General features: G+C 63.7%; 28 protein-coding genes and 1 pseudogene. 7 read left to right on the top strand and 22 right to left on the bottom strand.

Annotated elements, in window-relative coordinates; translation table 11 throughout:
* Positions 1-4 precede the first annotated feature (4 nt).
* The 8 genes and pseudogenes from LRS12_RS01180 to LRS12_RS01145 all read right to left on the bottom strand — a co-directional run bounded on the left by LRS12_RS01180 (position 5) and on the right by LRS12_RS01145 (position 5,616).
* A complete protein-coding gene (locus LRS12_RS01180) occupies positions 5-763 on the bottom strand; it encodes an asparagine synthase-related protein (RefSeq protein ID WP_257842918.1) in 759 nt (252 codons plus the stop codon).
* Positions 760-1,710 (bottom strand): asparagine synthase-related protein, encoded by a 951-nt coding sequence (locus LRS12_RS01175; protein ID WP_257842917.1) that lies wholly within the window; start codon positions 1,708-1,710, stop codon positions 760-762. Before LRS12_RS01175 ends, LRS12_RS01180 begins: the two co-directional genes overlap by 4 nt.
* Entirely contained in the window at positions 1,707-2,354 is a 648-nt protein-coding gene (locus LRS12_RS01170) for a lasso peptide biosynthesis B2 protein (protein WP_257842916.1), read from the bottom strand. The genes LRS12_RS01175 and LRS12_RS01170 overlap by 4 nt, the downstream gene beginning before the upstream one ends.
* Before the next feature lie 48 nt (positions 2,355-2,402).
* A complete protein-coding gene (locus LRS12_RS01165) occupies positions 2,403-2,528 on the bottom strand; it encodes a benenodin family lasso peptide (protein WP_257842915.1) in 126 nt (41 codons plus the stop codon).
* A gap of 113 nt (positions 2,529-2,641) precedes the next feature.
* Entirely contained in the window at positions 2,642-3,265 is a 624-nt protein-coding gene (locus tag LRS12_RS01160; protein WP_257842914.1) for a GntR family transcriptional regulator, read from the bottom strand.
* Positions 3,262-4,171: pseudogene (locus LRS12_RS01155) on the bottom strand (phytanoyl-CoA dioxygenase family protein). The gene LRS12_RS01160 and the pseudogene LRS12_RS01155 overlap by 4 nt, the downstream one beginning before the upstream one ends.
* A 10-nt stretch (positions 4,172-4,181) precedes the next feature.
* Entirely contained in the window at positions 4,182-4,796 is a 615-nt protein-coding gene (locus LRS12_RS01150) for an acyl-homoserine-lactone synthase (protein ID WP_308222950.1), read from the bottom strand.
* Positions 4,797-4,875: 79 nt separating this feature from the next.
* Positions 4,876-5,616, bottom strand: a complete 741-nt coding sequence (locus LRS12_RS01145; protein ID WP_257842913.1) for a LuxR family transcriptional regulator — start codon at positions 5,614-5,616, stop codon at positions 4,876-4,878.
* Positions 5,617-5,872: 256 nt separating this feature from the next.
* Here LRS12_RS01145 and LRS12_RS01140 point away from each other — a divergent pair, with 256 nt between their 5' ends.
* Positions 5,873-6,730: a transcriptional regulator domain-containing protein gene (locus tag LRS12_RS01140; protein WP_257842912.1), complete on the top strand. Its 858-nt coding sequence runs from the start codon at positions 5,873-5,875 to the stop codon at positions 6,728-6,730.
* Positions 6,731-6,755: 25 nt separating this feature from the next.
* Here the strand turns inward: LRS12_RS01140 and LRS12_RS01135 are convergent, their stop codons facing one another.
* The 6 genes from LRS12_RS01135 to LRS12_RS01110 form a co-directional block, all read right to left on the bottom strand.
* The gene (locus LRS12_RS01135) at positions 6,756-7,058 is read right to left on the bottom strand and encodes a hypothetical protein (protein WP_257842911.1); all 303 of its coding nucleotides are present in this window, start codon (positions 7,056-7,058) and stop codon (positions 6,756-6,758) included.
* Positions 7,059-7,160: 102 nt separating this feature from the next.
* A complete protein-coding gene (locus LRS12_RS01130; RefSeq protein ID WP_257842910.1) occupies positions 7,161-7,673 on the bottom strand; it encodes a MarR family transcriptional regulator in 513 nt (170 codons plus the stop codon).
* Between the two features lie 2 nt (positions 7,674-7,675).
* Positions 7,676-8,167, bottom strand: a complete 492-nt coding sequence (locus LRS12_RS01125; protein ID WP_257842909.1) for a RadC family protein — start codon at positions 8,165-8,167, stop codon at positions 7,676-7,678.
* 62 nt (positions 8,168-8,229) lie between these two features.
* Entirely contained in the window at positions 8,230-8,796 is a 567-nt protein-coding gene (locus LRS12_RS01120) for a hypothetical protein (RefSeq protein ID WP_257842908.1), read from the bottom strand.
* 33 nt (positions 8,797-8,829) lie between these two features.
* Positions 8,830-9,054: a hypothetical protein gene (locus tag LRS12_RS01115; RefSeq protein WP_257842907.1), complete on the bottom strand. Its 225-nt coding sequence runs from the start codon at positions 9,052-9,054 to the stop codon at positions 8,830-8,832.
* Entirely contained in the window at positions 9,041-9,787 is a 747-nt protein-coding gene (locus tag LRS12_RS01110) for a hypothetical protein (protein WP_257842906.1), read from the bottom strand. The genes LRS12_RS01115 and LRS12_RS01110 overlap by 14 nt, the downstream gene beginning before the upstream one ends.
* 720 nt (positions 9,788-10,507) lie before the next feature.
* Between LRS12_RS01110 and LRS12_RS01105 the strand changes: the two genes are divergently transcribed.
* Positions 10,508-11,689: an aromatic ring-hydroxylating dioxygenase subunit alpha gene (locus tag LRS12_RS01105; protein ID WP_257842905.1), complete on the top strand. Its 1,182-nt coding sequence runs from the start codon at positions 10,508-10,510 to the stop codon at positions 11,687-11,689.
* A 154-nt stretch (positions 11,690-11,843) separates the two neighbouring features.
* Here the strand turns inward: LRS12_RS01105 and LRS12_RS01100 are convergent, their stop codons facing one another.
* The 3 genes from LRS12_RS01100 to LRS12_RS01090 form a co-directional block, all read right to left on the bottom strand.
* Positions 11,844-13,109 (bottom strand): amino acid permease, encoded by a 1,266-nt coding sequence (locus LRS12_RS01100; RefSeq protein WP_257842904.1) that lies wholly within the window; start codon positions 13,107-13,109, stop codon positions 11,844-11,846.
* Between the two features lie 276 nt (positions 13,110-13,385).
* Positions 13,386-15,062 carry a hypothetical protein gene (locus tag LRS12_RS01095; protein WP_257842903.1) on the bottom strand — a complete coding sequence of 559 codons (1,677 nt, stop codon included), beginning with the start codon at positions 15,060-15,062 and terminating at the stop codon, positions 13,386-13,388.
* Complete coding sequence (locus tag LRS12_RS01090; RefSeq protein WP_257845400.1) at positions 15,059-16,291, bottom strand: patatin-like phospholipase family protein; 1,233 nt, start codon at positions 16,289-16,291, stop codon at positions 15,059-15,061. The genes LRS12_RS01095 and LRS12_RS01090 overlap by 4 nt, the downstream gene beginning before the upstream one ends.
* Here LRS12_RS01090 and LRS12_RS01085 point away from each other — a divergent pair.
* On the top strand, positions 16,263-16,568 hold the full coding sequence (locus tag LRS12_RS01085; RefSeq protein ID WP_257845537.1) for a hypothetical protein: 306 nt from the start codon (positions 16,263-16,265) through the stop codon (positions 16,566-16,568). The genes LRS12_RS01090 and LRS12_RS01085 overlap by 29 nt on opposite strands.
* A 33-nt stretch (positions 16,569-16,601) precedes the next feature.
* On the opposite strand, the gene LRS12_RS01080 is transcribed toward LRS12_RS01085, so the two are convergent.
* The 5 genes from LRS12_RS01080 to LRS12_RS01060 all read right to left on the bottom strand — a co-directional run bounded on the left by LRS12_RS01080 (position 16,602) and on the right by LRS12_RS01060 (position 21,233).
* Complete coding sequence (locus tag LRS12_RS01080) at positions 16,602-18,110, bottom strand: S8 family serine peptidase (protein WP_257842902.1); 1,509 nt, start codon at positions 18,108-18,110, stop codon at positions 16,602-16,604.
* A 9-nt stretch (positions 18,111-18,119) separates the two neighbouring features.
* Positions 18,120-19,388: a hypothetical protein gene (locus LRS12_RS01075; RefSeq protein WP_257842901.1), complete on the bottom strand. Its 1,269-nt coding sequence runs from the start codon at positions 19,386-19,388 to the stop codon at positions 18,120-18,122.
* An 89-nt stretch (positions 19,389-19,477) separates the two neighbouring features.
* The gene (locus LRS12_RS01070; RefSeq protein WP_257842900.1) at positions 19,478-19,699 is read right to left on the bottom strand and encodes a hypothetical protein; all 222 of its coding nucleotides are present in this window, start codon (positions 19,697-19,699) and stop codon (positions 19,478-19,480) included.
* A complete protein-coding gene (locus tag LRS12_RS01065; protein WP_257842899.1) occupies positions 19,696-21,012 on the bottom strand; it encodes a hypothetical protein in 1,317 nt (438 codons plus the stop codon). The genes LRS12_RS01070 and LRS12_RS01065 overlap by 4 nt, the downstream gene beginning before the upstream one ends.
* Positions 21,009-21,233 carry a hypothetical protein gene (locus LRS12_RS01060; protein WP_257842898.1) on the bottom strand — a complete coding sequence of 75 codons (225 nt, stop codon included), beginning with the start codon at positions 21,231-21,233 and terminating at the stop codon, positions 21,009-21,011. Before LRS12_RS01060 ends, LRS12_RS01065 begins: the two co-directional genes overlap by 4 nt.
* 154 nt (positions 21,234-21,387) lie before the next feature.
* Here LRS12_RS01060 and LRS12_RS01055 point away from each other — a divergent pair, with 154 nt between their 5' ends.
* The 4 genes from LRS12_RS01055 (at position 21,388) to LRS12_RS01040 (ending at position 26,724) form a co-directional block, all read left to right on the top strand.
* Positions 21,388-23,184 carry an FAD-binding protein gene (locus LRS12_RS01055; protein WP_257842896.1) on the top strand — a complete coding sequence of 599 codons (1,797 nt, stop codon included), beginning with the start codon at positions 21,388-21,390 and terminating at the stop codon, positions 23,182-23,184.
* A 474-nt stretch (positions 23,185-23,658) separates the two neighbouring features.
* Positions 23,659-24,069: a GntR family transcriptional regulator gene (locus LRS12_RS01050; RefSeq protein WP_257842895.1), complete on the top strand. Its 411-nt coding sequence runs from the start codon at positions 23,659-23,661 to the stop codon at positions 24,067-24,069.
* Positions 24,066-24,974 (top strand): ABC transporter ATP-binding protein, encoded by a 909-nt coding sequence (locus tag LRS12_RS01045; protein ID WP_257842894.1) that lies wholly within the window; start codon positions 24,066-24,068, stop codon positions 24,972-24,974. Before LRS12_RS01050 ends, LRS12_RS01045 begins: the two co-directional genes overlap by 4 nt.
* Positions 24,975-24,984: 10 nt before the next feature.
* A complete protein-coding gene (locus LRS12_RS01040; RefSeq protein WP_257842893.1) occupies positions 24,985-26,724 on the top strand; it encodes a hypothetical protein in 1,740 nt (579 codons plus the stop codon).
* Positions 26,725-26,828 lie beyond the last annotated feature (104 nt).

The following is a 26,828-nucleotide window of genomic DNA, read 5'->3' as shown; positions in this document are numbered from 1 at the left end:
GACGCTACACCTGCCAGCTGCGCGCCCAGGCCTCGACATCGGCAAGCTGGAGCAGGCGCGCATAGCCATGGCCCCTGATCGGGCCGGACTCGGCCAGCGCAAGTTCGACCGCCTCGCGATCGATCAGCCCCTCGCGGGCGAGCAGGCCGTCGAGCAGCATGGTGCGCAGCAGCGAGCGGTTCGCCTCGAACAGGCGCATCGCAAATGAATCGGGCGTCCCCTTGCTCCGTCGCGCGATCGTCTCAGCGGGCAGGTCCCGCGCAAAGGCGTGCCGTGCCACCGCGCGGTTGTTGCCGCCACGAAACCACCACCAACTGGGAATGCGCAGACAATGCTCGACCAGCGGCTGCGCCATCAATGGCGACAGGAGCGGCAGAGCAATCGCCGGTGCCAGCGGCTCGCGATGATTGGCCATGGCAAGCAGCAGCGCGACATGCGCGACCTTGCCCGGCGGCATGTCATCAGGCGGATCGAGCCAGTGATGCCCGGCCTGCTCGCCCCCGATCGTGCGCAGGTCGGGTGCGAGCAGCCGGGCGTCGGCGGGCAAGGGGTAGCGAAGCGGCCGACGCAGCTGCCGCAATGTGCGCCATGTGACCTCGCCGAGCCCGGCACCGGTCAACTGGCACAGGTCGCGCGCCGCGCCGAGCAATCCGGACCCAATGCCCCCGGCGCGCACCTGGTCGACCAGCGGCCGCACTGACTGCAGGAAGCAGAAGACATTGTCTCCGCCGCCACCGCGAAAGATCGCGCTTGCGCCGCTCAAGCCTGCAGCCTCGAGCGCGATGCGTTCGGATTCCTGCGCGAAGGAGCGGCCGGTCGGGCGTGGCAGATGCGCCGCATTGGACCGGGTGAGATCGACGCCTGTGACCTCGCGATAGACTTCGCGCAGCTGCACCCGAGATGCGCGGCGACCGCGCGGGCATGGATCCGCTCGTCCCCGGTGGGGTCCTCGGTGACGAAGGTCACGCAGTCGAACCGGACCCCGGCGCGCGCCAGCGCGGCGGCAACGATCGAGGAATCGAGCCCTCCCGAGAGCTGGACGAGGATCGGGGCGAGCTCCGATCCCAGGCGCCCGACACAGTCGATTGCGATCCGCCGCAGCTGGTCTGCGGCGTGCTCGAAATCAGGCGGCGCGCACGCCACGGCGTGATCCCAGGGCGACCAGCAGGTCTCGACGCGTAAAGGCCCAGGCCCGAAAGTCAGTCGCTCTCCGCCCTGGAGCTCGCTGATCCCCGACAGGCAGGTCGCACCGGTGCGCAATTCGCTCCACAGCAAATGGCGCGCGACCCCCTGCCAGTCGACCGCCGGGGGCTGTCCGGCCCATCGCGACAGGAGCGGCATGTCGGAAGCCGCGACGATCAGCCGACCATCGCTCCAGTGATAGCAGCCGAGCTCGCCAAAGGGCGCGCGCAGCAGCGCGGCCCGCCTGCGCCCCATCTCGAGCGCGAGATAATTGCCCCAGTGATGGGTGAGGAGGGTTGCGTGAGATGTATCTGAAAGGGCGCGCGCGTCGCGCGCGAATACCGAACCGATCACGATCCCGTGTGGGTCGTGCCGGATCACCGCGTCGATGGGGCAGAACATCCGGGCTTCGGGGTGATCGAACACCGGACTCAGCTGAGCATCCTGCGCAATCGCGCGCGCATGCGGCAACAGCGCGTCGAGCAGGTCGGATGGACCCGCGAGCAGCAGATAGCGCGGCGCGCTCACAGCACGAGGATCGGCGTAAAGGGCGCAACCGTGTCGCTCCGGTCATTGACCAGCAGCTCGCCGACCTGGACCCAGCAATGTGCCTTGAACGGGCGCAGATGGACCGCGAGGACAAGGTCCGCGCTGTGCCCGCGGTCAACCAGATGATGGGCGAGTGCCAGCGAGCGCGGCAGGCACTGATCGAGCGACGCGGTGATCAGCGCGAGCCTCTCATGGCCCTGCGCCATCGCGGCGATTTCGTCATCGCGTCGAGCAGATTGGCGCATCCTTCGCTTGCGGCCTGCAAAATCGCTGAGCACCGCGCCAAGTCCTGACCGGCGTAGCGCGACTGCGGTTCGGGCGCGGCGGATACCGGCATGGGCGAACGTCACGACGTCGGTGCGGCTCCCGGGCGCGTCGAGCAGGCTGGCGGTGATCCCGACACTTTGGGCTGGCGTCAGCGCGACCGCGTCCGGCCCAATATCGGGCTCGAGCAGACCGACGGTAGCGATTGCGTGGCGCGCGACCGGGTCAGCCGGGTCGCGAAGCAATGCGAGAAATGCGGCCTGCTCACCGGCTGCAAGGCAGAAATAGCGGTCGGCAAGGGTGTCGAGGAACACCGGCTCGCCCGAGGTGATGCAGAAGCTGAGGCCCTTGCGCAGCATAACGAAGATCCGATGGACGCGCGGCAATGCCGCCGCGCGTCCGCTCGATCAGTCGTTGCTGAGACCGGGCTCGAGAATGCCCGCCTGCTCGTCCTTGAACGGGCCGACGGGACCCTTGGTCTCGACGCTGGCGGCGCCGAGATCGACGATCGGTGCGTGTTCGATGCGTTCCATCATCAGTCTCCTTGCTTGCTGCCAGGAGGGGCAGCATCGTGAAGGCTGAGCGCGGTGGCCGACTATACCTACTTTATACGGGCACAATTCGACGATTGTTTGGCTGGGCGGGTTCAATCGCCCTCGCGTGGACGCAGCTGCTCGGCGATCGCCGGGACGAGGCGGAGCCGGTTGCGATGAAACGCGTCGCTGAGGCGACGCGCAGACGAGAATTCGGCCTGGGCGACCGCGCGGTGCAACGCTTCGAGCTCGCCGCGCGGATCGCTGAGCAGGCCCATTTCGATCAGTCGCACGCGGTGAAACCGTGCATTGATCGCATCGATCGCGGCGAGATGCTCGCGGTTGGCGGAGTGCAGGGCGATCCAGTTGAACAGCTGCGCAACCTGCCCGGCATAGCCGCCGCCTGTATCGAGAGTCGGGGCAGGTGGCGGGCGCGGGCCAGTGTGCCGCTGGCCGGCGGCCCGCAGCGCGAGGCCGACGACCTCGCTGCTCCAGCCATAGAGATCGCGCAGCCCGGCTTCGCTGACGAGGGGCTGGCGGAATCCCTCATGCTGCCAGCTCTCGATCAGCCGCTCTCCGGTCAGCTGGTGGAGCGCGTCGCGCACCGGCGTGACGCTTGCGACATGCTCGCTCGCGAGCCGGGCGGGATCGAGCCGCTCACCCGGCGCGAAGTCGCCGGCAAGGATCCGCGCCTTGAGCGCGGTATAGACCCGCCGCATCGTTTCGCCCGGGCTCATCGCGAGGCGCCACCCGCCGCCCGGTAGCGCATTTGCCCTGCAACATGCGCATCGAGCAGCGCCGCCTGGTCGGGGCGCAGCGCATCGATCGCACCAATCCGGTCGGGGACGCTGTCGCGCAGCAGGATCGAGGGGCATTGACCCTCGAAATTGCCGAGATTGGGGCGATGCTGGCGATAGCCGACCAATCCGGCGAGCTCGGGCGCAAAGCCGCGCGCGACTGGAGGCGGGTAGGCGAGCCACTGGTTTTCATAGGGTTTGAGCCAGCCAAGGCAGTAGCTGATGATCAGCGCGCGCCGCGGCAGCGCACTCACATTGCCACCGGCGCCGTGCAACGTGGAGCCAAGAAACACGATCGCGTCGCCCGGATCGCATTCGGCGACAATCGGCATGCCCGGCGCGCACGCTTCGATTGCGGCGGCACCGTGCGACCCGGGCCATATCAGCGTCGCGCCATTCTCCTGCCGAAAGGGGGGTGAGGGGCCAGATGACGTTGACCAGATATTCGATCGCGCCGACCGGCCCGCGCCACATGTCCTGATCGCGATGCGGGAACTGGGGGAGGGCACCGGGGTGGATTTCGATGGCCTGGGTGAGGTTGAGCTGGAGGTTATCGCACCAGGGCAGCAGAGCTGCTTCGGCCAGTCCGACGATCTCGGGACTGAGCACCAGTTTCTGTATTGAGGGAGAGCGGGCCAGCAATCGCCCGAACCGCTTGGTGCGCTCGCCATAGAATCCACCCGCGCAGAAGGGGGTGGCCTCGAAATCGTCGGAGAGATCCGTGCCGACCGCATCGATCAGCGCCGCGGGGACCGCATTGCGCAGCAGGGCGAAGCCCTGATGGTGCAGCCGCTGTGCGGCGCAGTCGCCGCTATTGTGCACATCGTGCGTGGGATGCGTTGCCATAGCTGCCCCCTCATGCCGCGCTGGACTGGAGGGCAGCATCGGCATCGCCATGGATGCCGTTTCGCGCGAGCAGCGCGAGCGTATCGGCGTCGATATCGATCCGAAGTGCGCCGAGCTGCTGACGCCCACAGATTTTGGGATCACCGAGCATCGACGCCCGCCAGCCAAAGCCCAGGATCTGGCGCAGCCAGGGCAGTTCGGCGACCCCGGTATAGGTCGTGATACCGGTGCCGAGCGCATAGCGGGCGATCTCCCGGACGAGCGTGTCGCGTGCGGCACGCCGGGCCGGCGCGCGAAGGTCGCGTGACAGGCAGAAGCGGGTAATCTCGAACACGTCGCTGCCTGACGGGGGCGGGGTATCGCAAAGCTGCGGGAACAGCGTGGTCAGGATGCCGGGATGTTCGGTGGGCAACAGCCGCGCCGAGGCGAGGTGGCGCCGACGCGCATCGGTGAGGATGAGATAGGTGGCGCGGGCATTGTCGAACTGATCGACCTCGAAGCGGCCGGCGAGCGCCGGCAGGTCCCAGCCGAGCAGGTCGATGAACACCTGCTTGCGCGCCTCGAACATGGCGCGCAGCACGACGCGCTCCTGCATCCGGTTCTGATTGGTGATGATGAGCATCATGGGACAGGCTCCTTGGGTGAAGGGAGCAAGCCCAAAAGCAGGTGAGGCCGGAGCGGCCCATTCCAAGAAATGAGGGTTGTCAGCGCACCAGATCTGTGAAGCTCAGCGCGCCGTCATAGAGAGCCCGGACGGTCAGCATCGAGCGGGTCGGCGCGTCATAGCGCGCACGCGCATTGCGCAGATGCTCGATCACCGTCGCCTGGCTGACACCGAGGATTTGCGCGATCTCCCAATCGGTCTTGCCGCGCCCGACCCACAGGATGCACTCGATCTGACGGTCGGTCAGCGTCGGTGGCGACAGGATCGTCCGCTTGACGGCGAGCCGGCGTCCGGTTTCGAACAGCCATTGTCCGGCAATCTGCGCGAGCGCGATACGCTCCTCTGCAAGACGGTCACCGGCGCGGCATGCAAAGGAGCAGGAGCCCAACACCTCTCCGGGGACATTGCCCGGAACCGTGAAACCTTCGCCGATGCCATGTTGCACAGCGTGCGCGAGGACATGATGGTCGCGTTTGGAAAGGTGGATCAGCTCCTCGATCCTCGACCAGCGAAAGCCGAAGGCAGTCGCATGACTGGCCCGGTGGATCGGGTCGGTCGGACCCAGCCCATTGGAGTTGAACCAGGTCTCCCAGTCCCGCGGGTAGTTATGCAGGCGTACGGCCTGTCGGTCGGCGCTCGGAAAATCGACATGATGGGTGAGCGCGAAATAGTGAAAGCCAAGCCGTTCGGTTGTCTCGACCAGCGCATCGGAGAGCGAGGAAAGACTGTCGACCGACTGAAGCGAATGCAGAATATCCTGCGCGGCGTGAAACGACGGCATGCCCTGACGGCCCGCGACCAGCCGATGGACTCAAGCCAGCGTCTGCCGCCGCCCCTCAAGTCACCCTTCCCATGGCTCCCAATACCGGGTCGGACGACACTGGACCGCATGCACAAGGGCGGGGAGCCATCGTGCACAAGGGGCAGCCTACCCAAAGTGATTGATATTTTGAAAATATATTCTGCCTATTCTCGACCCTCGCGCGATGAGCGCTGCTCCCCGCGCGCCGGACGGTGCCGATGCGAGGGTTGCGGCCGTGACGAAAGCAAGCGACGATCAAGATAGGAATGGGGCCCGGATCGACCCGGCTTGCTCGGGGCGCACCGGTTGTGAGGAGCAGGTCGACCCGACCGAATCCTGCATCGACATCGATTGGCGCGATCGCACAGCCTATGCCTATCTCGATGGTGCCGATCGCAGGATGTTCGGATGGGAGTGGCTGCGCCGCAGTCGCCCCTATCGCGAAAGCTGGCGGCGGCACCATCGCCGCCCGAGCGATCGCCCGGCAATTCACGCCGCGCGGAATTTTGCGCTTGTTGCGCTTGTTGACCCCCGATTCGATGCGCGCGACGCGCGCCCGGTCTGGATGACCGGACAGGACACCAGATGTCTGAACGCGGCCGCCCGCTCTCCCCAGCGGGACGATGATCTGTTCGATATCTCCAAACTCTCAAACTGTGCCAGCGTGACCGTCGATCAGGACGGAGACGAACATTGGAGCTTCAGCGACGGTCGCTGGCTGCTGAGGCTCGATATCGTCGACGGGACGTTGCTGGGTGGCCCGGCCGATCTGAGCTTCAGGATCGATGGCCTGGCGCGCCTCAATCCGCAGATCGATCCGCTGCAGACGCTCGCCCACCTGGTCGCGGAGCGGATGCGTGCCCCGCCAGACGTGCCGCACGTGCGTACCGAGCGCTGGATCAGCGAGCTGCGTACCGCCGACGCGCTCGATCAGGGCGCCACGCATCGCATGATTGGCGAAGCGCTGTTTGGCGCGGAGCATGCAATCGACTGGCGGCGCGACAGCGATGCATATCGGCTTCGCGTCCAGCGGCTGACCCGGGTTGCCCGAGCGAGACGGGCGAACTGGACGGCACCCGAGTGGCTGGACTAGCTGCGCCGCAGGCGCGGACTACGGGTCAATGGCGGCCGGCTGTAACGGGCGCGATCCGTGCATGCTTTGCTTCGGCGAGAAACATTCCGAGGACCGCCAGCACATCGTCAAGAATAGCGTCCTCGGCGGCCGGCGCCTGAACGATCTCGTCCGCCATGATGTCCGCGACGAGCTTCATGAGTCCGCCAATGGTTGCGAAGCTGCGGATAAACTCGTCCTGCATCGAGCCGCTGCCTGCAGCGCGGATGTGCGATGTGGCGTTTCGCGCTGCGCAGTACGCCTCCTGCAGCAGAAACTCATGCAGGCGAGCGGCTTCAGCCTTATGCATGGAAATTGTCTAGACAATTGAGGCGGTGGGGCGCCAATCTGGCGGCGGTGCTGGAACTCTGCGTGTAAGGTGGGGCGCTGTCCTGGCTTGTTATACCCCGCGTCATTCGCCGACGCTCGCGTCGGCGACATCGATCGACGGATAGCCGACGCGTCCAAGCAGCACCTCGCTGATATAGCAATGGATTGCCTGATGCGCTTCCGGAGCGAGGCGCAGATAGGTGCGCCGCCGATCACCGGGGTCGCGTTCGCGGTAGATGAGCTCACGGGCCTCGAGGACGGATACCCAGCGGAGCGCGGTCGTTGGCGGCACATCGGCCGCAATGCACGCGCTCGAAATCGAGACGTTGAGCTGCTCGTTCCAGGCGATGAACAGGTCGAGCAGTATGTCCCAGCCTGCCTCGCCGAACATGCTCTCAATGCCTTCGAAATAGCGACCGCGCTGCCGACGACGCCAATAGAGTTGCTTGGCCGCGTGGGTAACCTCGTCATCACGGGTCATCGGCTTTGACGACCCCGTGCGAGCAGCACGCCGAAGCGTGCTGACCAGCTCCTCCAGCCGGTCGGCGGCCTCGGCATCGCGTTTACGCGCTTCGGGGCTTCGGGTGAGCTGCATGTTCATGTGAAATCCCCCCGGGCACGCAGGCTGATGCAATGCGCCCCTGCAATGATGAGATGGTCGTGGAGCGTGATGTCGAGATGGCGCGCCGCTTCGGCGACGCGGCGGGTGAACTGGATGTCCCGCTCGCTGGGGATGGCGTTCCCGCCGGGATGGTTGTGCACAAGGATGATCGCAACCGCGTCCAGTTCGAGCGCGCGGTTCAGCACCGCACGCGGCCGCACTGAGATGCCGTTGGCCTCGCCATGGGTGATCGGCTCATCGGCGATCAGCCGGTTGCCGCTGTCGAGCAAGAGAATCCGAAGATGTTCTGTGGTGCAGTCCCCAAGCGTTGCGACCAGATATTGGCGGAGCGAGTCGCCGCTGGCGCAAACAGGCGCATCGATAATGCGATCGCGCAGGCTGTGCGCGAGCAGCGCACGATGCGCATCGAGGAGAGAGACGACCTCCTCGCAGGTCTCACGCGCGATCCTGCTCGACGATGCGCACATGACGCCGCCCAAGGACGCGAAGCGCGCGACGAGGCGAGCGGCATAGGGACCCGCGGTTCCGCCTAGCGGCGCAAGGAGCTTCTCCAGGAGGCGGGTATCACGTTCCGCGCGTGCGGCAGGCGATGCCGGCGTGTGGCGATAATCAGCAGAATCAGCATGCCATATGACCACATCACTGCCATCGCGACATAGACTACCGGGTGGATCCCCACATTCAGCGCCTTGGCGGCATGTGCGCCGAGCGAGAGCAGCTGGAAAGCCGAGAGACATGCCGTCCAGACCCTAGCCGCGCGAAGCGTGACAATGACGAAGGCAACGAACGTCGCGCCGTCGACGATGAAGTGGGTCGGGTCGACCTGCGCCACCCGATGCTCGAAAAGCAGGTGGAGCAGCGGATCGATCAGGAGTCCCAGAAGGATGATCACCCCGATCTGGCACTCGGGCGTGTCGCCGCAGCGAACAGCAAAGCTGCAGGCGAAGGCCGCGAGACCCAGATAGAAGGCGCTGCGCGCGATCCCTGCCCAGACCTCGAGCGGGCCGTAGCTTGCGAACGCCCAGCTCAGCGTCACCGAATAATAGATCGCGGCTGCAATCGTCGTCACGGCGGCGATGAGAAGGGCGAAGCGCATGCATGATCGAAGAACCTGTTTGGGGGCTTGCCGTCAACCGTTGACGACGCTGAGCTGCGGTCGATCCGCATCCGCAATGGTCGCCGCGCGGTTCTGGACATTCTCGCGGGTGAGGGGGTGGGTGTCGCCATTTGCGAGGGTGCGATACTGCTCCTCGAACCGGCCATGCGCGCGCAGCACCATGCTGCCCGAGCGGATCGTATGCGAAAGCGCCTGCTGGAGTATCAGCACGGTCGGCTGTGCTTCAGCAGGCAACATCCCGATGGCGCGGCGCTTGGCCACCGTCCCGGCAATCAATGTGGCGACTGCAGCGGTTGCGTCCTCGATCGCCTCTTCGGCCGCGAGGATCATCGGCGAGAGTTCTGCGGCTACATCGTGAATCTGTTCGGACATGCAGCATCTCCTCCGCAACGCGGAAGAGCGCTGCGGCTAGGGGGTTGGTCGATCGGTAGGAAGGCAGGTGCTTGTCGGCCCAGGCGCTGGCGCGTTCTCCGACCACCAGCAACGTCACGAGGACGCACAGCGTGACAAATGCGATGACCGGGATCAGCCAGAGCATCGTGGCGGGCTTCAGCGCATGTCTGGTCTCCATTGCCGAAGGGCGAAGCGGATCGGACAGCAACTCGAATGGTGCGACATAGGAAGCCTGAGCCTCCGCGACGCCGTCCTCGATCATGTGATCCTGGCGATCCGGTGGCCCGATGTCTGCTGGCAGATAGCTGAGGGCTGCAAGCGGCTGCGCTTCATATACGAACCGTTCGTATGGGCCCGGCACGTGGCTCATCACCCAGCGTGCCGCCTCGTTGCGGCTAGGGAGGTCCAAGCGCTGCATCGCCCGCTCGATCTGCGCATCGATCGCGTAGCTGGTCACGCCCTGCAGGCGCGCGATCTCTTTCGAGCTGAGATTACATTGGACGAGACGCAGGGTCGCAACCTGCTTGGAAGACAGGAGGGGTTTCTTGCCGGGCGAAGGTGACGAGCCGCTGGACATGATCGCGCATAGTTAACGCGCCGTTCCAATCCTGCCAGATTCGATTTCAACTGCCAGATATAGCTTCCGCGCGTGCCTTGCTGAGCAAAGTGGAGGCAGAAGTGGGCCCAGCCCTCGTGAAGATGCGGGCCGCAGTATGACCTATATTTGCGATCGGATCGCTCACGCAGCATTGCGATGAGCGACCTGATCCCGGGGGGCGGCACCCCGTACGCGGGTAACTGGGTGGCGCACAATCAATCGCGAATCAGCGGTGCGCGCTGGAGCGGAGCAGCATAGTTTCGGTGGCCCCGGATGTGAGTCCGGGCCAAGAACTCACATTGTGTCTTTTTGGAGTGACATTTTTGCCACGGGCATGTCTGGGGCCATTGAAATATTATTGCTAAACATTTCCGTTTATAATCAGATACTTGATAGCATTCTTCGGTAACGGCCAGGGGCACCAGAGCTTCATTTCACGACATCCTGTAAAGTCTAAAAACCGCAGAAATCTAACAGGCGGGTGTGACCTGCGCCTGGCGAGTGCCCCCGGGGTTGGAGTGGCCGTCAGAGTCCCTGTCGAAAGCCGATCAGGTGGCGGTCAAGACTGCGGGGCTGCCTTCGCAGTCGGAAGGCTCTCGCCCGATCCTTTCCCACGAATGCGGAGGAGGGCTAAGTGAGAACGATCCTGTATCGCACGCGCTGCCGTTACACGATCGTATAACAAGTGGGGATCCGATGATGGCGCATCGCTTTGCAGACGTTTCCGGCGCTGACCCTGACGATAATCTGAGCCTGCCCGGCTGGCTTTACACCGACCCCGAATATTTCGAGGTCGAGGTCGATCGTGTTCTTCGCCCGTCATGGCAGATCGTCTGCCATGTAAGCGACATCGCGAATGCCGGCGATTACCACACGCTCGACTATCTCGGCGAGAGCGTGATCGCGATCCGTGGCCAGGATGGGGTCGTGCGTGCCTTTGCCAATGTCTGTCGCCACCGCGCGATGCGGCTGGTCGACGGACCGAGCGGCTGCACGAAGAAGCTGGTCTGCCCCTATCACGCATGGTCCTATGAGGTTGACGGGCGACTGACAGGCGTGCCGATGCGGGGGGATTATTCGACGCTGGTCCTCGAAGACAATGGTCTGGCCCCCGTCGAGGTTGAGATCTGGCAGGGGTTTGTGTTCGTTCGACTCACGGATCGCGGTGGGCCTTCAGTTGCTGAAATGATGTCGCCCTATGACACCGAAATCGCGCCCTACCGGTTCGAGGATATGCGGACGATCAGTCCGGAGCGACTGCGGGACCGTGACGTGAACTGGAAGAATGTCGGCGACAATTATTCCGACGGGCTGCACATTCCGGTCGCGCATGTTGGCCTCACCCGCCTGTTCGGCAAGAGCTACGCGATCGAGGCGCAGCCTTGGGTCGACAAGATGTCCGGCTATCTGGCCGACAGCCCGCGGTCGAATTTTTGGGAGGCGATGTACCAGAAGCACCTGCCGCGCGTGGACCATCTGCCCGACACCCATCAGCGGTTGTGGCTTTACTACAAGTTATGGCCAAACCAGGCGTTCGACGTTTATCCCGACCAGATCGACTTCATGCAGTGGCTGCCGACCGGACCGACCAGTTGCGTGCTGCGCGAAATGGCGTTCGCACTGCCGGGTGCGGATCGCACGATGAAGCTGGTTCGCTACGCCAACTGGCGGATCAACCGTGTGGTGAATGCCGAGGATACGTGGCTGATCACCAATGTGCAGCGCGGAATGGCGTCACGCAGCTACACGGTCGGGCCGATCGGCGACAGCGAAGTTTGTCTGCGCAGTTTCGCGCGGAAGATTCGCGGGCTGATCCCGGAGGCCAGGCTGCATCGCGCGCCGGCACCGGGATGGTCGCGGCGGCCACCCAACATCGAATGATTGGAGGCGCGGGGAAGCATGACGCAGAAATACGACGCACTCATCATCGGCGGGCGGGGAAGATCGCCACATTAGATGACGTGGTAATATTGACGGCTGGTGGCGCGGACGATGTGGATTGCGGGGTGGCCAAAGCCACCGTGCCATCTCAGCGTCAAGTCTCCCGCCGCGCCCACCGGTATAGCGGCAACGCCGTCAGCATTAACGCAAGGCTCCACGCGCTAGCCTCGGTCCCTGCGCCCCATAGTGCCCACAGGCAGAAGGGCAGGGCGAGCGCGGCCGGGATGAGGGCGACGCGGCGCACTAGCCCGGCGACGCAGATTGCGAGATAGAACCACAGCGCCGAGGACGTTGTCAGCAGGATCGCGAACTCCATCGCCTTGCTGAGGCTCCGGTCGGCAGTGGACGCGACGAGCAGGGTGGCGAGGATGCTGGCCAACAGCAACCCGACCACCGGCGCATCCTTTGCGTTCACCCGGCCGAACCATGCGGGCAGCAGCCCCGCGCGCGTCATGCCGAGCGGCAGCTCACCCTGCACCAGCACCCAGCAATTGAGCGCGCCTATCGCAGAAATCGCGGCGAAGACCGCGACGAACTTGCCCGCGCCGCTCCCCAGGTAAGTTTCGACGAACAGCGTGAACGGCGCGGTCGACCCGGCGACCTTGTCTGCGGGCAGGTTGAAAGCGATGCCCGTGCCCACCACGACATAGAGCAGACCGACCAGCGCTGTGCCGATCATCGTCGCGCGCAGGATGTTGCGACCGGGATCGCGCACGCGTTCGGCGACCAGCCCCGCCGCTTCGAAGCCGACCAACGGAAATAATGTCAGCGTGACCGCAGCCGTCAGCCCACCATAGCCCGGCCCGGTGCCCGGCCAGACCGGTGCGCTCGCTCGCTCCGATCCGGCGAGCCACAGGACGATGCCGATCACGAAGATCAGCGGCAGAAGCTTCAGCACGGTCGTCGCCACCTGAATCTGCCCCGCCAGCCGCGCACCGGCCATGTTGGTCAGGGTGAACAGCCAGATCAGCCCCGCCGTCGCGATTGCGCTGTTGACGGGACTCGCCACGAACCAGGGCTCCAGCGCGCCGAGATAGCCGACTGCCGACCCGGCGATCGCCGCTACCGCCGTCCAGTTGGAAATCCAGTAGCTCCATCCGACCAGCGCGCCCGTGGTCGGCCCCAGCACCGCGCCGGTGACGGCAACCGCGCTCGTCTGCTCGGGCGTCTGCCGACTGAGCATGGCCATCACATAGCCGATCGCCATTACGCCGGCGATGCTGATGATCCATGCGATCACCGCGATCCAACCATAGGGTGCGATGTACGCGGGCAACTGGAAGATGCCGGCACCTATCATCCCGCCGACCACCATCGCGGTCGCTGTCCACATGCCGAACGGGCGCCTGTCCATGGTCATCTTCATCCCCCGCGCGCAGAATGGTCTGGCGGGGTACCGAAGTAAATCTCAGTAGACCTTGGCGGGTGCTGCGATGCCAATTGGGCAGCCAGCATAGTGCTCCCTGCCGACCCGACAGGGCGACAGGCGCCGATTTGAACCGGTCAAGCGCGGTTATGTCGAGGCGCGCCATTCGTCGAGCGAAGTCATTTCGGAAGGGGACCTCGTCGAGATTGCCGCGGGGATTGAGCGCTTCGGGGCGTTGTCGACCTCGGACGAGTGCGATTTTGCTCGAGATCAGCTCAACTTCAGGAACTTCAGCATGTTCTCCCGAAAAAGCAGCGCGCTCTTTGACCCCCAGAAGCAGTGATTGGCTACCGCGTCACGCAGGTTGCTGAGATAGGCGTGTGCCCGTGCATCCTGGCCCACCATGATCCAGTCAGATCCGAAAAGGACGTATTCCCCTTGGCTGTTCGCCTCGCGGCAGGCGGACGCGAAGAAATCGAGTACGTCGTTCGCGCTGCCTGAAAGGATGTCGTCGTCGTAACTCATGTCGACATAGATCTGTGCACCAGGTCGGCCATCTGAAGCTGGCTTGTTCAGTCGCAGGATCTCGACAAGAAGCGCCCTGTTTTCGACTGACCGTCGGAAGTGACCAAGGCAAACGCGCAAGGGGTTGCCGCCCCAGCCTTGAACCTGTTTCGCGCGTTCGATCCAAAATCTTGGGCTGGCCCTGACGCCGGCACCTTCCATCGATGCCATGCTGTTTGCCGCATGCGCCAGGAGCGGGACATCGAGCTCCGCGCTTGCCCTGAAGAACTGGTCCAGCGAAATGTCGACCTCGCGACCGACACGCGCGATATCCCAGCCTTGCTTGGTCCACCAGGTGCGAACCTCGCGCGCGCCGCGTTCGCCGTGCGAGACATCAAGGTCGCCATTCGATGACGCACGAAAGCCCATGGGTGGATAGAGTTTGAAGCCCCGGATGCGATGCGAGGCGGCCTGATTGGCTGCCTGCTCGGCCCGGATCCAGTCCAGCATCGTCTCCAAGTACGGTCTGGTTCCCGACAGGCGTTCGCCGGCGTGGCGCAGCGGGTCGTAGCCGGCAAAGGTGTGCAGCGTAATGGGACTGCCTTCCCGCTTTGCGATGCTGGCATATCGCGTCCAGAACGCAACCTGATCTGATTGCTTCGACGCTTGGTCGGGGCGGTCGCCAAGCCACCGGTCGAAGTCGACCAGAAGATTGATCGCATGATCGACCCTCGCGTTCGACGCCTTGATCGTGTCGCGATATCGAATCACGTGCAGGCAGCGCGGCTGGCACATGAGATAGATCCAGCCGATGATTGCCCGGGCATCCCGTGCTCCTGCGTTGCCAGGGTCAGCGCTGGCGGCACCACGGCCTGAGTCAGCCTGTTCGGCGATCTGGCGGTAAACCGATGAGTCGATCGTCGCGCGCTGACCGGAACCGGGCTTGCCTCCGTTCGGCTCGGGAGCAGGGCCGTTTGCTCCGACCATTCGCGAAAGCGCAAGATAGCTGGCGGCGAGGTCGACACGCGGATCAGCTGCGGCCAGCGCCCCGGGGGCTGCCGCGTTGATGACTGCCATCTGTCGATCGGCGACGGCGCGCGCAAATGCATCCGCCTCGACCTTTGCTTCACCAAGACGCACGCTTCGACCAAGCCGGCGGATCTCCGCTCGGGCCGACACTGTGAGCGTCTTTGCGACCCAGGCGGCAAGGTCGGCCAGCGCGAGGATGATCTCCGGTGCATTGGGGGCATAGGTCGGGGCGAGCACATGTCGCATGAAGCCATGTACCGGAAGGTCGGACAGGTTGAAGAAATGCGCATGGGCGTCGCCGACCGTTGCCGCCGCCGCGTCGGCACGCGGGATCCTGCACGTGACGCAGCCTCCCAGCATCGCGGTTGCGCCGACCAGCAGCGAGCGGCGATCAATCGATGGATGAGGGGTCATTTGGTTCCTCCCGCAGTGCCCTTGAACGGCGACGCGATCGGACTGAGCTTCAGCCAGGGATTCTTCGGCGCATTGGGGTCCGTCTCGAAATTGCGGCCGCCCTTATAGCGTCCGAAGCGTTGGAGACATCGCATGAAGCCCGGCTCGAACATGGCCTTTGGATCTTCCTTTCGGCAGATTTCCTCAGCGCCGCCGATCGGGGAGGGGAATGCGCGGTCATACCCGTCCGCAGTGGCGAGCCAGATATCTGCATAGGGTCGCTCGAGACGCAGCCCGGCAATCGAACCCACTTCGAGCTCGTTGACGACGATCGCCTGCGCCCGTTCGATAACATCGGTGACAATCATCACATCATCGACCTTGTATCGGGGCTTGCCGGACTCGGCGCTGCCCTCTTTGGGGTCGAGTGCCTTGAGCGAGGTCGGTCCGTTGCGGATGACATACAGACCGGTGAGCGTGTCTGGATCGGGTTTTGCGGCGATCTGTGCGCTTGCCGACTTCGCCGCACGTTCGAGTGCGTCGACGACCCTGGCGTCGAACACCGATCGCCGCACGCCGCCGTCGAGATAGGTTTTCGTGTTGATCTGAACTTGTTGAAACGTCACGGGCATGGCCGCAGATGCGAGCGCGGCGCCGGTCAGGCATTGCTGGATCGTCGCAAGCCGCTTCGTGCGGTCGGGATCGAGCGCCGGGTCGTCGACGAGCTTCGCGAGTTTGACCGCGTCGGCATAGACAAAGCGACCGTCATTGACGCGGATGAACCCGATCAACACCAGCTTGCCGGACGTGGCGAGATGCTCGATCATCGGGCACCCCTTGGCCGGATCGCCATCGGTGCACAGCGCGCGTTCGATCCGTGCGCGCAGCGGTTTCAGGCCGGCAAAGGAGCCCTTGTAGAGCGCTTGCCATTTGGCATTGCGTGAAACGATTTCGCGCTCGTCCAGAGGGCTGTAGTTCATCTGGAGAAGGTCGATATAGGTCGGATCCCCGACCGGCCGCCGAATATGCGCGTTTTCTGGCAAAGCGAGAAAGGCTTTGAAGCGTTTCGCCTGCTCAGACGACACCTTAACGTCGGCAAGCGCGACAAAAAGGGACTGGAGGCCGCCGGTGCTCACACCTGTAATGATGCCGAAATCGGGGAGGCGGGCGTCGGGACGAATGCTGAGCTCGTGCAAGAAGCCAGCGCCAAAGGACCCCCCATTGGCCACCGCCAGAAAGCAGCAGGGCATTGGCGGGTTCCAATCGCTTCGTCCCGAAGCTGTCGAGCCGCTCAGCGGCCAGCGCCTGGAGGATCGCGCCCTCAATGCGTTTGACGAGTGGATCGTCCTCTTGAGCTGCCGGCGACGGGGGGCCGCTTCCTGCTGGATCTCGCGGACAAGCCGTCCCATGTCGAGCTCGCTGAGCGCAGCGGCCTGGTTTGCCTTGAACGGCTCGCAGGAGATGTTGACGACCCCGCGCGTTGCGCATGCGGGCAGTGACAAGGTCGCTGCCGCAAGCAGAAAATGACGAAAAATGCGCATCGCAACCCCTTTCGTTTTCTCAGACCAGCGCGAGCGCCGCGACGACATCCAGTCGCCCGAATCCCATCCGGTCGTTGCGGCCATTATGGTAGGGAAATTGCCCGACCTTTGTCGCGCTCCTGCAGATCGCCTCCCGCACCTGTGCCTCGGTCAGTTCGGGCCGTTTCGACAGGAGCAGGCCGCAGGCACCGGCGACAATCGGGGTCGCGGCAGAGGTTCCATTGAAGGCTGGCGCATAGTCGGATGGCGAATAGCCTCCCGCGCCGCGATTATCGGTCGTGTAGTTCAGTACGCCAGGCGCGGCAATGTCGACCTGGGGACCAAAGCAGGATCCCCAGTAGGTCTCGCCGTCGGCGCTGCCACGGGTCTTGCACTGGTCGAACTGGTTGCTCGCGGCGACAGTGAGAACATGCTGGCCGTTGGCGGGAAAGCTGACCGCCCCTTCATTGTTTCCTGCAGCGGCGACGAAGACGGCACCACGCCCGCCGCGCCCCTGGACGCGCGCGCGCTCGACGGCATGAATGACCGCATTCGAGGGGAGCCCCTGGCCCCAACTGTTGCTGATCACCGACGCGCCGTTTCGCCAGGACCAGTCGATCGCCGTTGCGATGATATCCTGTGATGTCTCCCATGGCGCGCCCTTTCGCCTGGAGAAGGCAATTCTAACGGCAAGCAGGCTGCACCCGCGACCGCTTCCACTCATACCTGCATCGCCGCTCGCTGCTGACGGACTGGCGACCGCCAGACCGGCACACGCCGTCCCGTGACCGTCCCAGACGTTGGGTTCCTGATAGGCATTGCCGTCGGTGGCATCGAAGGTTCCGACGACGGCCGGAGCTAGGTCAGGATGCGCGCTGTCGACACCTTCATCGAGGATCGCGATCCGAATCGCCGGGTTGCCGGCCTGAATCGCCCAGGCCGCACGCGCGCGAGTGATTTCCATCGCGTATCGGTTGGCCGAGGTTGCTGCGTTCACTTCGAGCAAATCGACTGCGCGGCTTGGACGAGCCTCGCCGATCAGCAGAAATTTTGGTTCGACATAGAGCACCTGATCTTCTGCCTCGACACGCTCGAGAAATGCGAACGGGTCGGCGCCCTCGGGCAGACGTGCAACCAGCCGCTCTTCCTCCCGGCTCACCTCGACAAGCGACTGACGTTCGAGCAGTTCCCGCACATCCTCGCCCGGCTCGACCCCAATAATCAGCTGATCGGTCGCAATCGCCCGCGCCTCGGCGAGCTTGAACACAGGGCGGGCATCGATCACCACATCCTGCGCACGCAGGCTTTCCAGCTTGGCCGCCACCATGTCCTCGACCCGGGTCGCAGCAAAGGTCTGCGTGCCGAGTGCGGGCAAAAGAACGAATTGATCCCCGACCATGTCGAAGCCCGCATTGGGGGTTCCAACGTCTGCCGACTTTATCGCCTTGTCGATGTTGCTTCTGCTTGTCTGATCGAACCGGACGGCAACCACCGAGGGGTCGACTTCGAGGCGGACGGTCTCTTCTCCGACGCGATATTCATAATGCATTTCGATCTCCTACTCATCGCTTGCCGCGCGCAGGTCCTCAAGTTCCTTGCGCGCCTTGGCGAGTTCGATTTCCCGCTTGAGCTGGCCGAGCTCGGCATCGCGCAAGCTGCCATAGCCTTCGCGCGCAGTATCGATCAGGCCCGCGATACCTTCGCTCGCTCCGGTGCTCCCATAGGAGAGCTCGCTCGGCATGCCGTTGGCTTCGAACTTGGCGGTCGCGCTGCGCGACCCGAACATGCCCCCCTTGCCAAGGCGCAGCTTGTGGATCGCCGACCATTGCGGAACCAGGATCGCGAAGGTGTCGGTGGGCGCCTTGCCGCCGGGAACGAGCGGGTCGATCGAGAGGGTTCCAGGCACCGGGCGGCGATAGAGCAAATCCGCGCTCACGGTCATCGGCGAGGAAAGCTGTCGGCTTGCCAGGTCAGCGATCTTGAAACCCGGCGACGCAGCGAGTGTAACCTGAGTCCCGTTGCGTCCGGGCAGTCCGGTATCGGCGATCAGAAGTGCGCTGTAGTCGACCTTCTCGAGAGTTCGCGAGATTGATTGCGGCTCCGTTGCGACGGTCGGATTGCCATTCGCTGCCGACAAAGCCTGCGGCTCAGACGCCTTTGCGTCGACCTCGATCGCCCATCGCTTGGTAATCGTCAGTGCCCTGATGAGCTGCGCCTTTTGCTGAAGCAGAAAATCCCGCGTCGCGAGATCTGAGCTCTGGCTCTGCCCCTTTGCAAGTCGCGCTTCGACGGCGACGATCTGCGCCTGCTTCTTCGCCAGGTCATCGAGAGTCTTGACTGTGGAGGCATTGCACTGCGCGGTTCGCTGTTCCATCGGCTTGAATGGCCCGGTTACTACCGCAAGAGCGAGCTTGGCGACCGCAGTTATGAGCTTGCTGCCCTGGCCCTCCCATGATCCATTGAAGCTCTTGAGCGTGCCATCGGGATAGAGCTCGATCTTGACCGAGCGTTTGGCGAGGAAGCCGACCGAGGTGTCGAGGTCGACCAATGCCCCGGTATCCGGCAGATAGGACTGCACCAGCGTGTATGTCGGCGTCACCTCGACATCGGGCGCGCAGCGCTTGACGCGGAACTCGCCGACAAGCTCGAGTTCGACCTTTGGGAGAAAATAGGAAATCGAATTGACGGATCCGTCGCCCGGTTTGCGCGGCTTTGCCGCTAGCGCAGGCGTTGCCGTCAGTGCCAGAGCACCGATCTGCAGCCACAGACCGGACCGTCTGCGCAGCTGATCCAGCCCACTGGATCGATGAGTGTCAGACTTGCGCATCGTTTCAACTCCCCTGCGATCTCGATGTCGTCAAAGACCAAGGCAGCGTCGATGAATGGGGAAGTCGGCGTCGCGAAAGCGTGAAATCGTTACGCTTGCGTCGAACCGCGGTCGCCAGCACGCAGTGGTTCTATCAGCCGTTGCAGATCAGCGCGCAATTCGGGCGCGCGGACCAGGTTCAGGATTCGCAGGTCGGAAGGCTCGATGTGACCTGACCGATCGAGATCGACGTGAGCGCCACCAGCCGCGGCGAGGGCGCGTGCAAGTACGAGTCCGGCCCGAATTGCCGGAAAATTGGGCGCGTCGATCACCGCCTGATTGAAGTGAGCCAGCGCGGCCGTGGCATCGCCGCGAAAGATCGCGCAATAGCCCATTCCGCACAGCGTCTCGCCTTGCACCCCGGTTGCCGGGTTGAGGCGCAGCGCGAGCGCGAAGCGCGCGTCCGCGCGCTCGATATTGCCGCGAAAGAGATCGACCCATCCCCCCAAAACAGCGATGGATAGAATGAGGGCATTATCGTGAGCGCCCTATTGATCAGTCGGTCGGCAAGATTGATGTCCCCGCCGCTAAGAATAATCGAGCCGGCACAGTATCCCAGTACTTCGACATTGTCCTCGCCGTTCGCCAGAGCGATCTGCCGGTAGCGGATCGATCGGCGAAGCGCGGTGTCGGTATCTTCTTCCAGGCCAAGAAAATGGGTTACGCCGTAGCAAAACGCGGCGAGTGCGTTGGCCCAGGGGCAGGATGCGGTGCGCGCAAGGAGAGTCTGTAGCAGCTCATTGGCGTGCGCGATCGCGTCACGCTCCCAAGTGCGAAACAGGCTGCTTGCCTTCCAATAGAGCTCATATTGATCGATCGGCGGACCGACTCGACGAAGGATCCGATTGCGTTCAAAGGAATCGACCCGGCTCCAGATCATTGGCGCGATCTGACGTGCAATCTCTTCCTGGGTGAAATGAAGTCGATCGAGCGGGGTCTGAAAGGAGCGCCCCCAGATCTGCTCCCCGGTACTGCCATCGATCAGCGCGACCGACACGCCGAGCAGTCCTGAGCCCTCTATCGGCGTCACCGCCCCTTCGACCAGATAGCGCACGCCGAGCAATCTCGCGATGGCTTCGCGAGAATCGTGACGCTCGGCCGCGCGACGAGCTGATGCCGACGAGATGACAAAAATCTGCGGATACTGACACAACAGCATCGCGAGTTCGCTTGCGACGGCATCGCAAAGCCATTGGTCACCGGCATGTGCCGCGATCAGGTCGAACGGGAGCACTGCGAGTGAGGGCTTGGGAGGGAGCTCGCGCGTTGCCTTGCCAGTGTCCCAGTTGCGCTCGAGGGTTTCACCCTCGGCGAGGGCGGGGGCGGGAGGAACGGCATCATGAAGCCCGCCGAGCGCGGCACCGATCTCCTCGATCCTCAATCGTTCGTCGCGCAGCCAGTCGTCGAAGGCTTCGGCACCGGGAATGTCGATGCCTTCAAGAAAATCGCCGGGGACCTGCGCTGGATGTGACCGTCCGAGATCATCGCCAAATATATCGACATCGATATGGGAGAGGCGGAGGCGAACCCGTTGCATTTCACGCTCGAGCAGATGGCCCGCTCCCTGATGTTCTAGTGCGGTCACGAGGTTCGACAGCTCCTTGCGCAGGCTCGCCGACGCCTGGCTCTCGCCGCGTTCCCCCAGAGCATGCTGCGGATCCAGCTCCTGCTGCGCAGTCCATTGGGTGCCGTCGCCAGCATCGCCAGGATTGCCACCGACTTGCGGCTGGTGATCTCGATCCGCGACCCATCGGGGCGAAACAGGCCGAACGGTCCGAGCAAGCGCAGCGCAAAGCGAGATTCCATGGATAATGTCGCCCCAATCACGAAATCACATGGCGGACTATAGTCGTCGGCAGAAGAATTCACACTATTGCGACGCTTGCGATTGCAAACCGAGCCTTGCGATACGCAGCCCATGGTATCTCATCGGCATCGGTGCCGAACACAGGAGTGTGCAGTGATCCGATATCAGCATGACGTCGAATGGCAGAACCTGCACCTGACGATCGGTGACCGTCTCAACAGCCATGGAGCGCCATATTATCTTGTTGCAGAGCAGGCTTCGCTCGACGTCGGGTATGATCTGGGAAATGGACTTCGTCGGTTTGCCCGGGACGCGAAGCGTTTCTTTGCGCATCTTGAATATCTGCTCGAAAAACCCGACGGACCGCAGGTTGATGCCGGATTGTTCGGTGCAGCATGGAGCTTCGCGCCGTTGATCGGCAACCCGGTGAGAGCTTTTGATTGTTCCACTCTGCACTCAGTTGCGATTGCTGACCCATCGGACGTAATTGGTTCGGATATTCCGGCTGGTCGCATCATCTTTGCGGGCGGTGGTACAACATTGGATCAGCTTACCGCCTTCAGTGAGGCGAGGGGGCTTACGATCAAGACGAGCGGCAGCTTCCTGCACTCGACTCTTGCGGGGAGTATCGGAACGGCAAGCCACGGCTCGCGACTTCACTATGGCGGGATCCAGAACATGGTACGCGGGATGCATTTCGCGGTGGCGCCGGGAAAACATTACTGGATCGAGCGCGCTTCCGCGCCTTTGCTCTCTACCGAAGGCCTGATCTGCCTCAGCGAAGCGGGTGCCGAGATAGTCGTGATCCGCGACGACATGCGTTTCGAGGATGCGTTGATCCATCTTGGAGCGATGGGCGTTCTCATCGGGCTCGCGCTGGAGCTCGAGCCCAGCCAGCAATTTGCCGTGCTGCGCATGTCCAAGGCGATTGATGATGCCTGGATGAGATCGATCGAGTCGGGCGACTTCAACAAATTGGCGCGGAACATGGGTGTGAGCGCTGATCCGATTTTCTACGAGCTCACCCTCGACCCTCACGCAGTCTTTCGGTCGCCGGCGTTACACACGTGCTATTTCGTGTCCGCACGCGAGAGCGCGCTCGGCGACACGGGAGCGGGCGGCGGCGTCGCGCACTTTCTTGCAGGGGCTGCGGCCCGCACTCTGTCGCCCGCAAAAAATTCGCTCGGTCCGACGGTCGCCGAAGCTGAAAAACGGTCAATCGCCATCGGAGCGGCTGTCGCTCCCGACAAGTCGCAAACCGAGGCGGCGTTGCGCTTCATGATGCGGGGCAGCAAGAGTGCATTTGAAGCGTATCGGATTGACCGCGGCTTTCAGGACGACATCGGCGATTTCGACCCTGCGGACTTGAACACGCCCAGCGGAACCTGGCGATCGCTTCATGACGGCATCATTACCAGCGGAAAGCCCGGTGCGCTCTACAACGCCTCATATGCGATATCGCGCGAGCGTACCGGCGAAGCCCTGGAGGCGATTGCAAAAGCGGTTCAGGCCCTGCCGGCGACGTTTCTGCTCACCCTGCGCTTTGTCAGCGAGCCTGCCGGGACGCTTGCATTCACCCGGTTTCGCGAGAATAGCGTAATCGAAGTCGATGGGGCCTCACCGCTTTACTCCCTTTGGGCGGCGGCGATTGCCCAGCAACAGGGCGAGGCGCCCGAGCTGATCAATGCGATCAGGGCTCTGAGCAATGCGACGGCCGACGCAGCCCTCGCCGTACGTCAGGCGCTGAGCGCAGCGCGCATCGATTATTCAATGCACTGGGCAAAACTTGGTGAGCTCGACGCGGCCAAGGTTCACGCCGATTTTGGGTCTCCCGAGGCCGATGACAGCTCGCTTATCCATCGGTGGCGGGCAACACGGGACTTTCTGGTACCGAAAGAGACTCGGCATCTCTTCACCAGTCAGGCCGTCCGTCATTATCGTCTCGTATGATGCAGCCACGGTCTGATGGGAGAGGGTCGAGATGCGCGGCGCAGGCAAACGGTGAAGCGACAGGGAAGGGCTTTGTCGTGTCCTCCAGAAGTTCCGCCACTCTGGGCCAGTGTCCTTTATGATATGGGGAGAGGATGAAGCGCCGCCGGTTTTCAAGTATCGGCTGCCAGTTGGCAAAGCTTTCGCAAGGCGGTCATCGTTCTCAATCCACGGCAATCTCAAAATCGGCTCCACCTGATCGAACGGTGCCTTGGCACCCTGTCCGTGTTGATCCCGCAACCGCATCGCAATGGCGTAGCTCGTCGGACACGCGGAACGACTCCTTTTCGCCTGCGCCAATATTGGCGGCATGAAACTGCCGAGCCGACGGATGCTCCGACCGTCGGCAGCCGGGATCATTGCCGGAAGGCGCATCACCGTTGACACTGGGCGACGCAACTGTTCTATAGCACATAGAACAGTAAGGACAGTCGAATGCCCCGTGTCGTTCCACTTGCCATCACCATTTCGCCCGGCGACAGTCGATCGATCGCAGGGCAGATTGTCGACGCGATCCGTCGCAAGATTTCCGCCGGAGATTTGGCGGTCGGAGGGCAGTTGCCCAGCGTGCGCGGCCTGGCGCAGCAGCTTTCGGTAAACCCCAACACCGTTTCCAAAGCGTATGGAGAGCTGGTCGCGGGGGGATGGCTTGTCGCGCGGGCCGGTCTCGGCCTGTATGTTGCGGCACAGCGCGATCAGTTGAGCGAGGAAGAGCGCGATCGACGCCTCGACGCCGCGGTCGAGCGTTTTGTCAACGATGTGGTGGCGATTCGTTGCAGCCCCGACGAAGCGATCACACGCGTCACCCATGCGCTGGGATCTCTTTCGATCCGGCAGTCCGCATGAGTCTGCACCTTGCGGTGGAAGCGCGGGGGCTGACGCGGTGGCACGGGCGCAAATGTGCGCTCGATGCACTCGATCTGGCACTGCCGCGCGGCGGCATTCACGCGATCATCGGTGCCAATGGTGCGGGAAAGTCTACCCTGTTTCGCCTTCTTCTCGGCTTCCAGACTGCCGATGCGGGCGAATGCCGCGTGCTCGGCCAGCGCGCTGACGCGCTGAGCGTTGCGGATCGAAAGCGTATCGGCTTCGTGAACGAGGAGCATACGTTGCCCGGCTGGGCGCGGGTGGACCGCGTGGTCGCCGTACAGCGCAGCCTCTACGCCGATCGCTGGAATCAGGCCGCGTTCGACACGCTCATCACCAGCTTCGACCTGACCGGGCGCCAGCGGGTCGGCCAATTGTCGCGCGGCGAGCGCGCCGGGTTCAATCTTGCGCTGGCACTGGCGCAGTCGCCCGACCTGCTGATCCTCGACGAACCGACCCTGGGGCTGGATGTCGTCGCGCGTCGGCGTGTCCTCGACGCGCTGATCGCGACGATGGACAGCGACAACCGCACGATCATCTATTGCTCGCACCAGATTGAAGAGGTCGAGCGACTGGCTGACAGCCTGCTGATTCTCGAACGCGGTCGGGTGGCGAGCTTTTCCGCGCCCGACGCCTTTTGCGATCGGATTTCGCTATGGATAGCCGATATCCCCTTTGCCGGTCCCGCGCACGACACCGTGCCGGGTCTGCTCCAATATCGTCGGATCGACGGCATCCACCATTATGTGGTGATCGACCAGGGTCCTGCCTTCGCTGATTTCCTGCGCGCGCACGGTGCCCGGTCGATGGAAGCGATGCCGGTGCCGCTCGACCGCGCGGTCGATGCCTTCCTGACCCGCAATCACGCCGGAACGGCGTGCTGAAAGACCCGACATGATCCAACTCTACACCGCCGAATGTCGGCGATTTGCGCGCTGGGGACTGGGCGTCGTCGCGCTTCATCTGCTCGCCCTGCTGATGCTCGACCGCTTCCTCCCGGGCCTCCGCAACTTTGGCGAGATCTATATCATCGTCGGCTGCGTCTATGGTTTGGCGGGGGCGATTCTGGGCGTGTATCAGGCGGCCAGCTATGCGCGGATCAACCATTGGATCGCGCTTCTGCACCGCCCGCTGGCACCCTGGCGGATCATGCTGGCGATCAGCAGTGCCGGCGCGACCATCGTGATTGCGGCGATCCTGATCCCCACGCTCGTCTTCACCGCCTGGTTGACGGCCCAGCCCGGCAATGTCGTCGATATCCGCCACTGGATCCTTCCGCTCGCCGGCGCATGCGTCGGGCTAGTCGGATTCATTCTAGGCAACTACGTCGCCGTGGCCCCGCGCCGCTATGGTTGGACTGCGATCGTCACCGTGTTGATCCTGATCGCGGGCGAAAATGCAGCGGGCGCGCGTGCGTTGCTCCTGTTCGCGATGATCGTCGCGATCCTCGGCCTGGCGCTGGCGGGAGCGTTCAAGCCCGAACGAACCGATCCCCCGTCGAACCCTGCGCTGCTCGCAATCACCGCGGCAGTGACCGCATTCGGGCTGTACTTCGTGCTTCTGGTCGGCGGGGCGTTCGCCTATCAGATGACGCTGGTGGCTGCTGGCCGCAATCCGCTGATCAACGTGCCGACACCTGGCGGACTCGTCGAAACATCGCGCGCCGACAGCGGCGAGCTGATTGCCACTGCGCTCCCCGAGGCGCCGGCGCTGGGCGCGGCGGTGCGCAAGGCAAAGCCGATCAGGCTGCCCAATGTCGTCGACTCGCTTCCGATCAGCGGCGAACTGATCAGCGCGATGCCGGCGCGCCTTGTCGATCAGCGCCGCGGTGTCGAATGGACGTTCAGCCACGACGCCAATGCGTTTGTCGGGCTGCGGCTCAAGGACCGGCGACCTGCAGGCGTGCTGAAGCCCGAACGCGCGTTCGACGCACCACCGCTTCCGACCGGCGACGACCGGATGATCGCGGGCGGCACGCTCTACCGGTTCGATCCGGCGCGGGGTGCGATCGACAGCCAGTTCACCCTGCCCGCTGGCGAGGTGATCGTTGCCCGACCGGTTCAGGTCGGCACCGTCATCGCCATCCTCGGCGATCGGGCGCTCTATCTTGTCGCGCAGAGCGACGGGAAATCGCGGCGCGTACCGGTAGCCGGCGCGATCGGCGACATCCGGCGGATCGACCTTGCGCCGCTTCCGGATCGGATGCTGATCTCCTTCTTCTTCGGCCGCAACGCAATCGAGGGGCCGGCACGCGCGTGGCAGCATGTCGTCGCGGTCGCGCCGGACGGGGCGGTATCGACCGTCGCGCGACGCAGCTTCGCGCCCGAATTTTCGGACGCTGTCCGCTATCGCATCTATTGGCTCTCGCCCGCGACACACCTGATTGCCGAAGCCGTTACGCGCATGGGCGGCAATGCCGCGCCATATCTGCGCAGCGAGCCGATCGCGGTGCCCGGCAGCATCCGGCTGGCCAGCGTATTTCTGTCCCTGATCGCTGCGGTCGGGACCGTACTGCTCGCGCGGCGGCGGCGGTTGCGGCCGGTGCCGACCGCATGCTGGGTGGCCGCGACGCTCCTGTTCGGTCTGCCAGTACTGGGCACGTTCCTGTTGATGGGCAGACGTCGCGCAGCTTGACATCCAGCGACTCACCGTTCTAAGGCGCATAATACAGTATGCGCAACGCGGAGTGCCATGCCCGCCCCGGGGCAAGCGATTTCATCAATTGCTCACCGGGCGCT

The sequence above is a fragment of the Sphingomonas sp. J344 genome, assembly GCF_024700005.1.
In the GTDB taxonomy this organism is placed as follows: domain Bacteria; phylum Pseudomonadota; class Alphaproteobacteria; order Sphingomonadales; family Sphingomonadaceae; genus Sphingomonas.
The sequence above is the reverse complement of the archived record's forward strand: the minus strand, read 5'-3'. Positions and strand labels throughout refer to the sequence as shown.

Bases quoted from the DNA above. Each gene is read 5' to 3' on its own strand.
- LRS12_RS01170 (WP_257842916.1), bottom strand. From the start codon at position 2,354: ATGCTGCGCAAGGGCCTCAGCTTCTGCATCACCTCGGGCGAGCCGGTG.
- LRS12_RS01165 (WP_257842915.1), bottom strand. From the start codon at position 2,528: ATGGAACGCATCGAACACGCACCGATCGTCGATCTCGGCGCCGCCAGC.
- LRS12_RS01160 (WP_257842914.1), bottom strand. From the start codon at position 3,265: ATGAGCCCGGGCGAAACGATGCGGCGGGTCTATACCGCGCTCAAGGCG.
- LRS12_RS01150 (WP_308222950.1), bottom strand. From the start codon at position 4,796: ATGATGCTCATCATCACCAATCAGAACCGGATGCAGGAGCGCGTCGTG.
- LRS12_RS01145 (WP_257842913.1), bottom strand. From the start codon at position 5,616: ATGCCGTCGTTTCACGCCGCGCAGGATATTCTGCATTCGCTTCAGTCG.
- LRS12_RS01135 (WP_257842911.1), bottom strand. From the start codon at position 7,058: ATGCATAAGGCTGAAGCCGCTCGCCTGCATGAGTTTCTGCTGCAGGAG.
- LRS12_RS01130 (WP_257842910.1), bottom strand. From the start codon at position 7,673: ATGCAGCTCACCCGAAGCCCCGAAGCGCGTAAACGCGATGCCGAGGCC.
- LRS12_RS01125 (WP_257842909.1), bottom strand. From the start codon at position 8,167: ATGTGCGCATCGTCGAGCAGGATCGCGCGTGAGACCTGCGAGGAGGTC.
- LRS12_RS01120 (WP_257842908.1), bottom strand. From the start codon at position 8,796: ATGCGCTTCGCCCTTCTCATCGCCGCCGTGACGACGATTGCAGCCGCG.
- LRS12_RS01115 (WP_257842907.1), bottom strand. From the start codon at position 9,054: ATGTTGCCTGCTGAAGCACAGCCGACCGTGCTGATACTCCAGCAGGCG.
- LRS12_RS01110 (WP_257842906.1), bottom strand. From the start codon at position 9,787: ATGTCCAGCGGCTCGTCACCTTCGCCCGGCAAGAAACCCCTCCTGTCT.
- LRS12_RS01105 (WP_257842905.1), top strand. From the start codon at position 10,508: ATGGCGCATCGCTTTGCAGACGTTTCCGGCGCTGACCCTGACGATAAT.
- LRS12_RS01100 (WP_257842904.1), bottom strand. From the start codon at position 13,109: ATGACCATGGACAGGCGCCCGTTCGGCATGTGGACAGCGACCGCGATG.
- LRS12_RS01095 (WP_257842903.1), bottom strand. From the start codon at position 15,062: ATGACCCCTCATCCATCGATTGATCGCCGCTCGCTGCTGGTCGGCGCA.
- LRS12_RS01090 (WP_257845400.1), bottom strand. From the start codon at position 16,291: ATGCCCTGCTGCTTTCTGGCGGTGGCCAATGGGGGGTCCTTTGGCGCT.
- LRS12_RS01080 (WP_257842902.1), bottom strand. From the start codon at position 18,110: ATGCATTATGAATATCGCGTCGGAGAAGAGACCGTCCGCCTCGAAGTC.
- LRS12_RS01075 (WP_257842901.1), bottom strand. From the start codon at position 19,388: ATGCGCAAGTCTGACACTCATCGATCCAGTGGGCTGGATCAGCTGCGC.
- LRS12_RS01060 (WP_257842898.1), bottom strand. From the start codon at position 21,233: ATGGAATCTCGCTTTGCGCTGCGCTTGCTCGGACCGTTCGGCCTGTTT.
- LRS12_RS01050 (WP_257842895.1), top strand. From the start codon at position 23,659: ATGCCCCGTGTCGTTCCACTTGCCATCACCATTTCGCCCGGCGACAGT.
- LRS12_RS01045 (WP_257842894.1), top strand. From the start codon at position 24,066: ATGAGTCTGCACCTTGCGGTGGAAGCGCGGGGGCTGACGCGGTGGCAC.
- LRS12_RS01040 (WP_257842893.1), top strand. From the start codon at position 24,985: ATGATCCAACTCTACACCGCCGAATGTCGGCGATTTGCGCGCTGGGGA.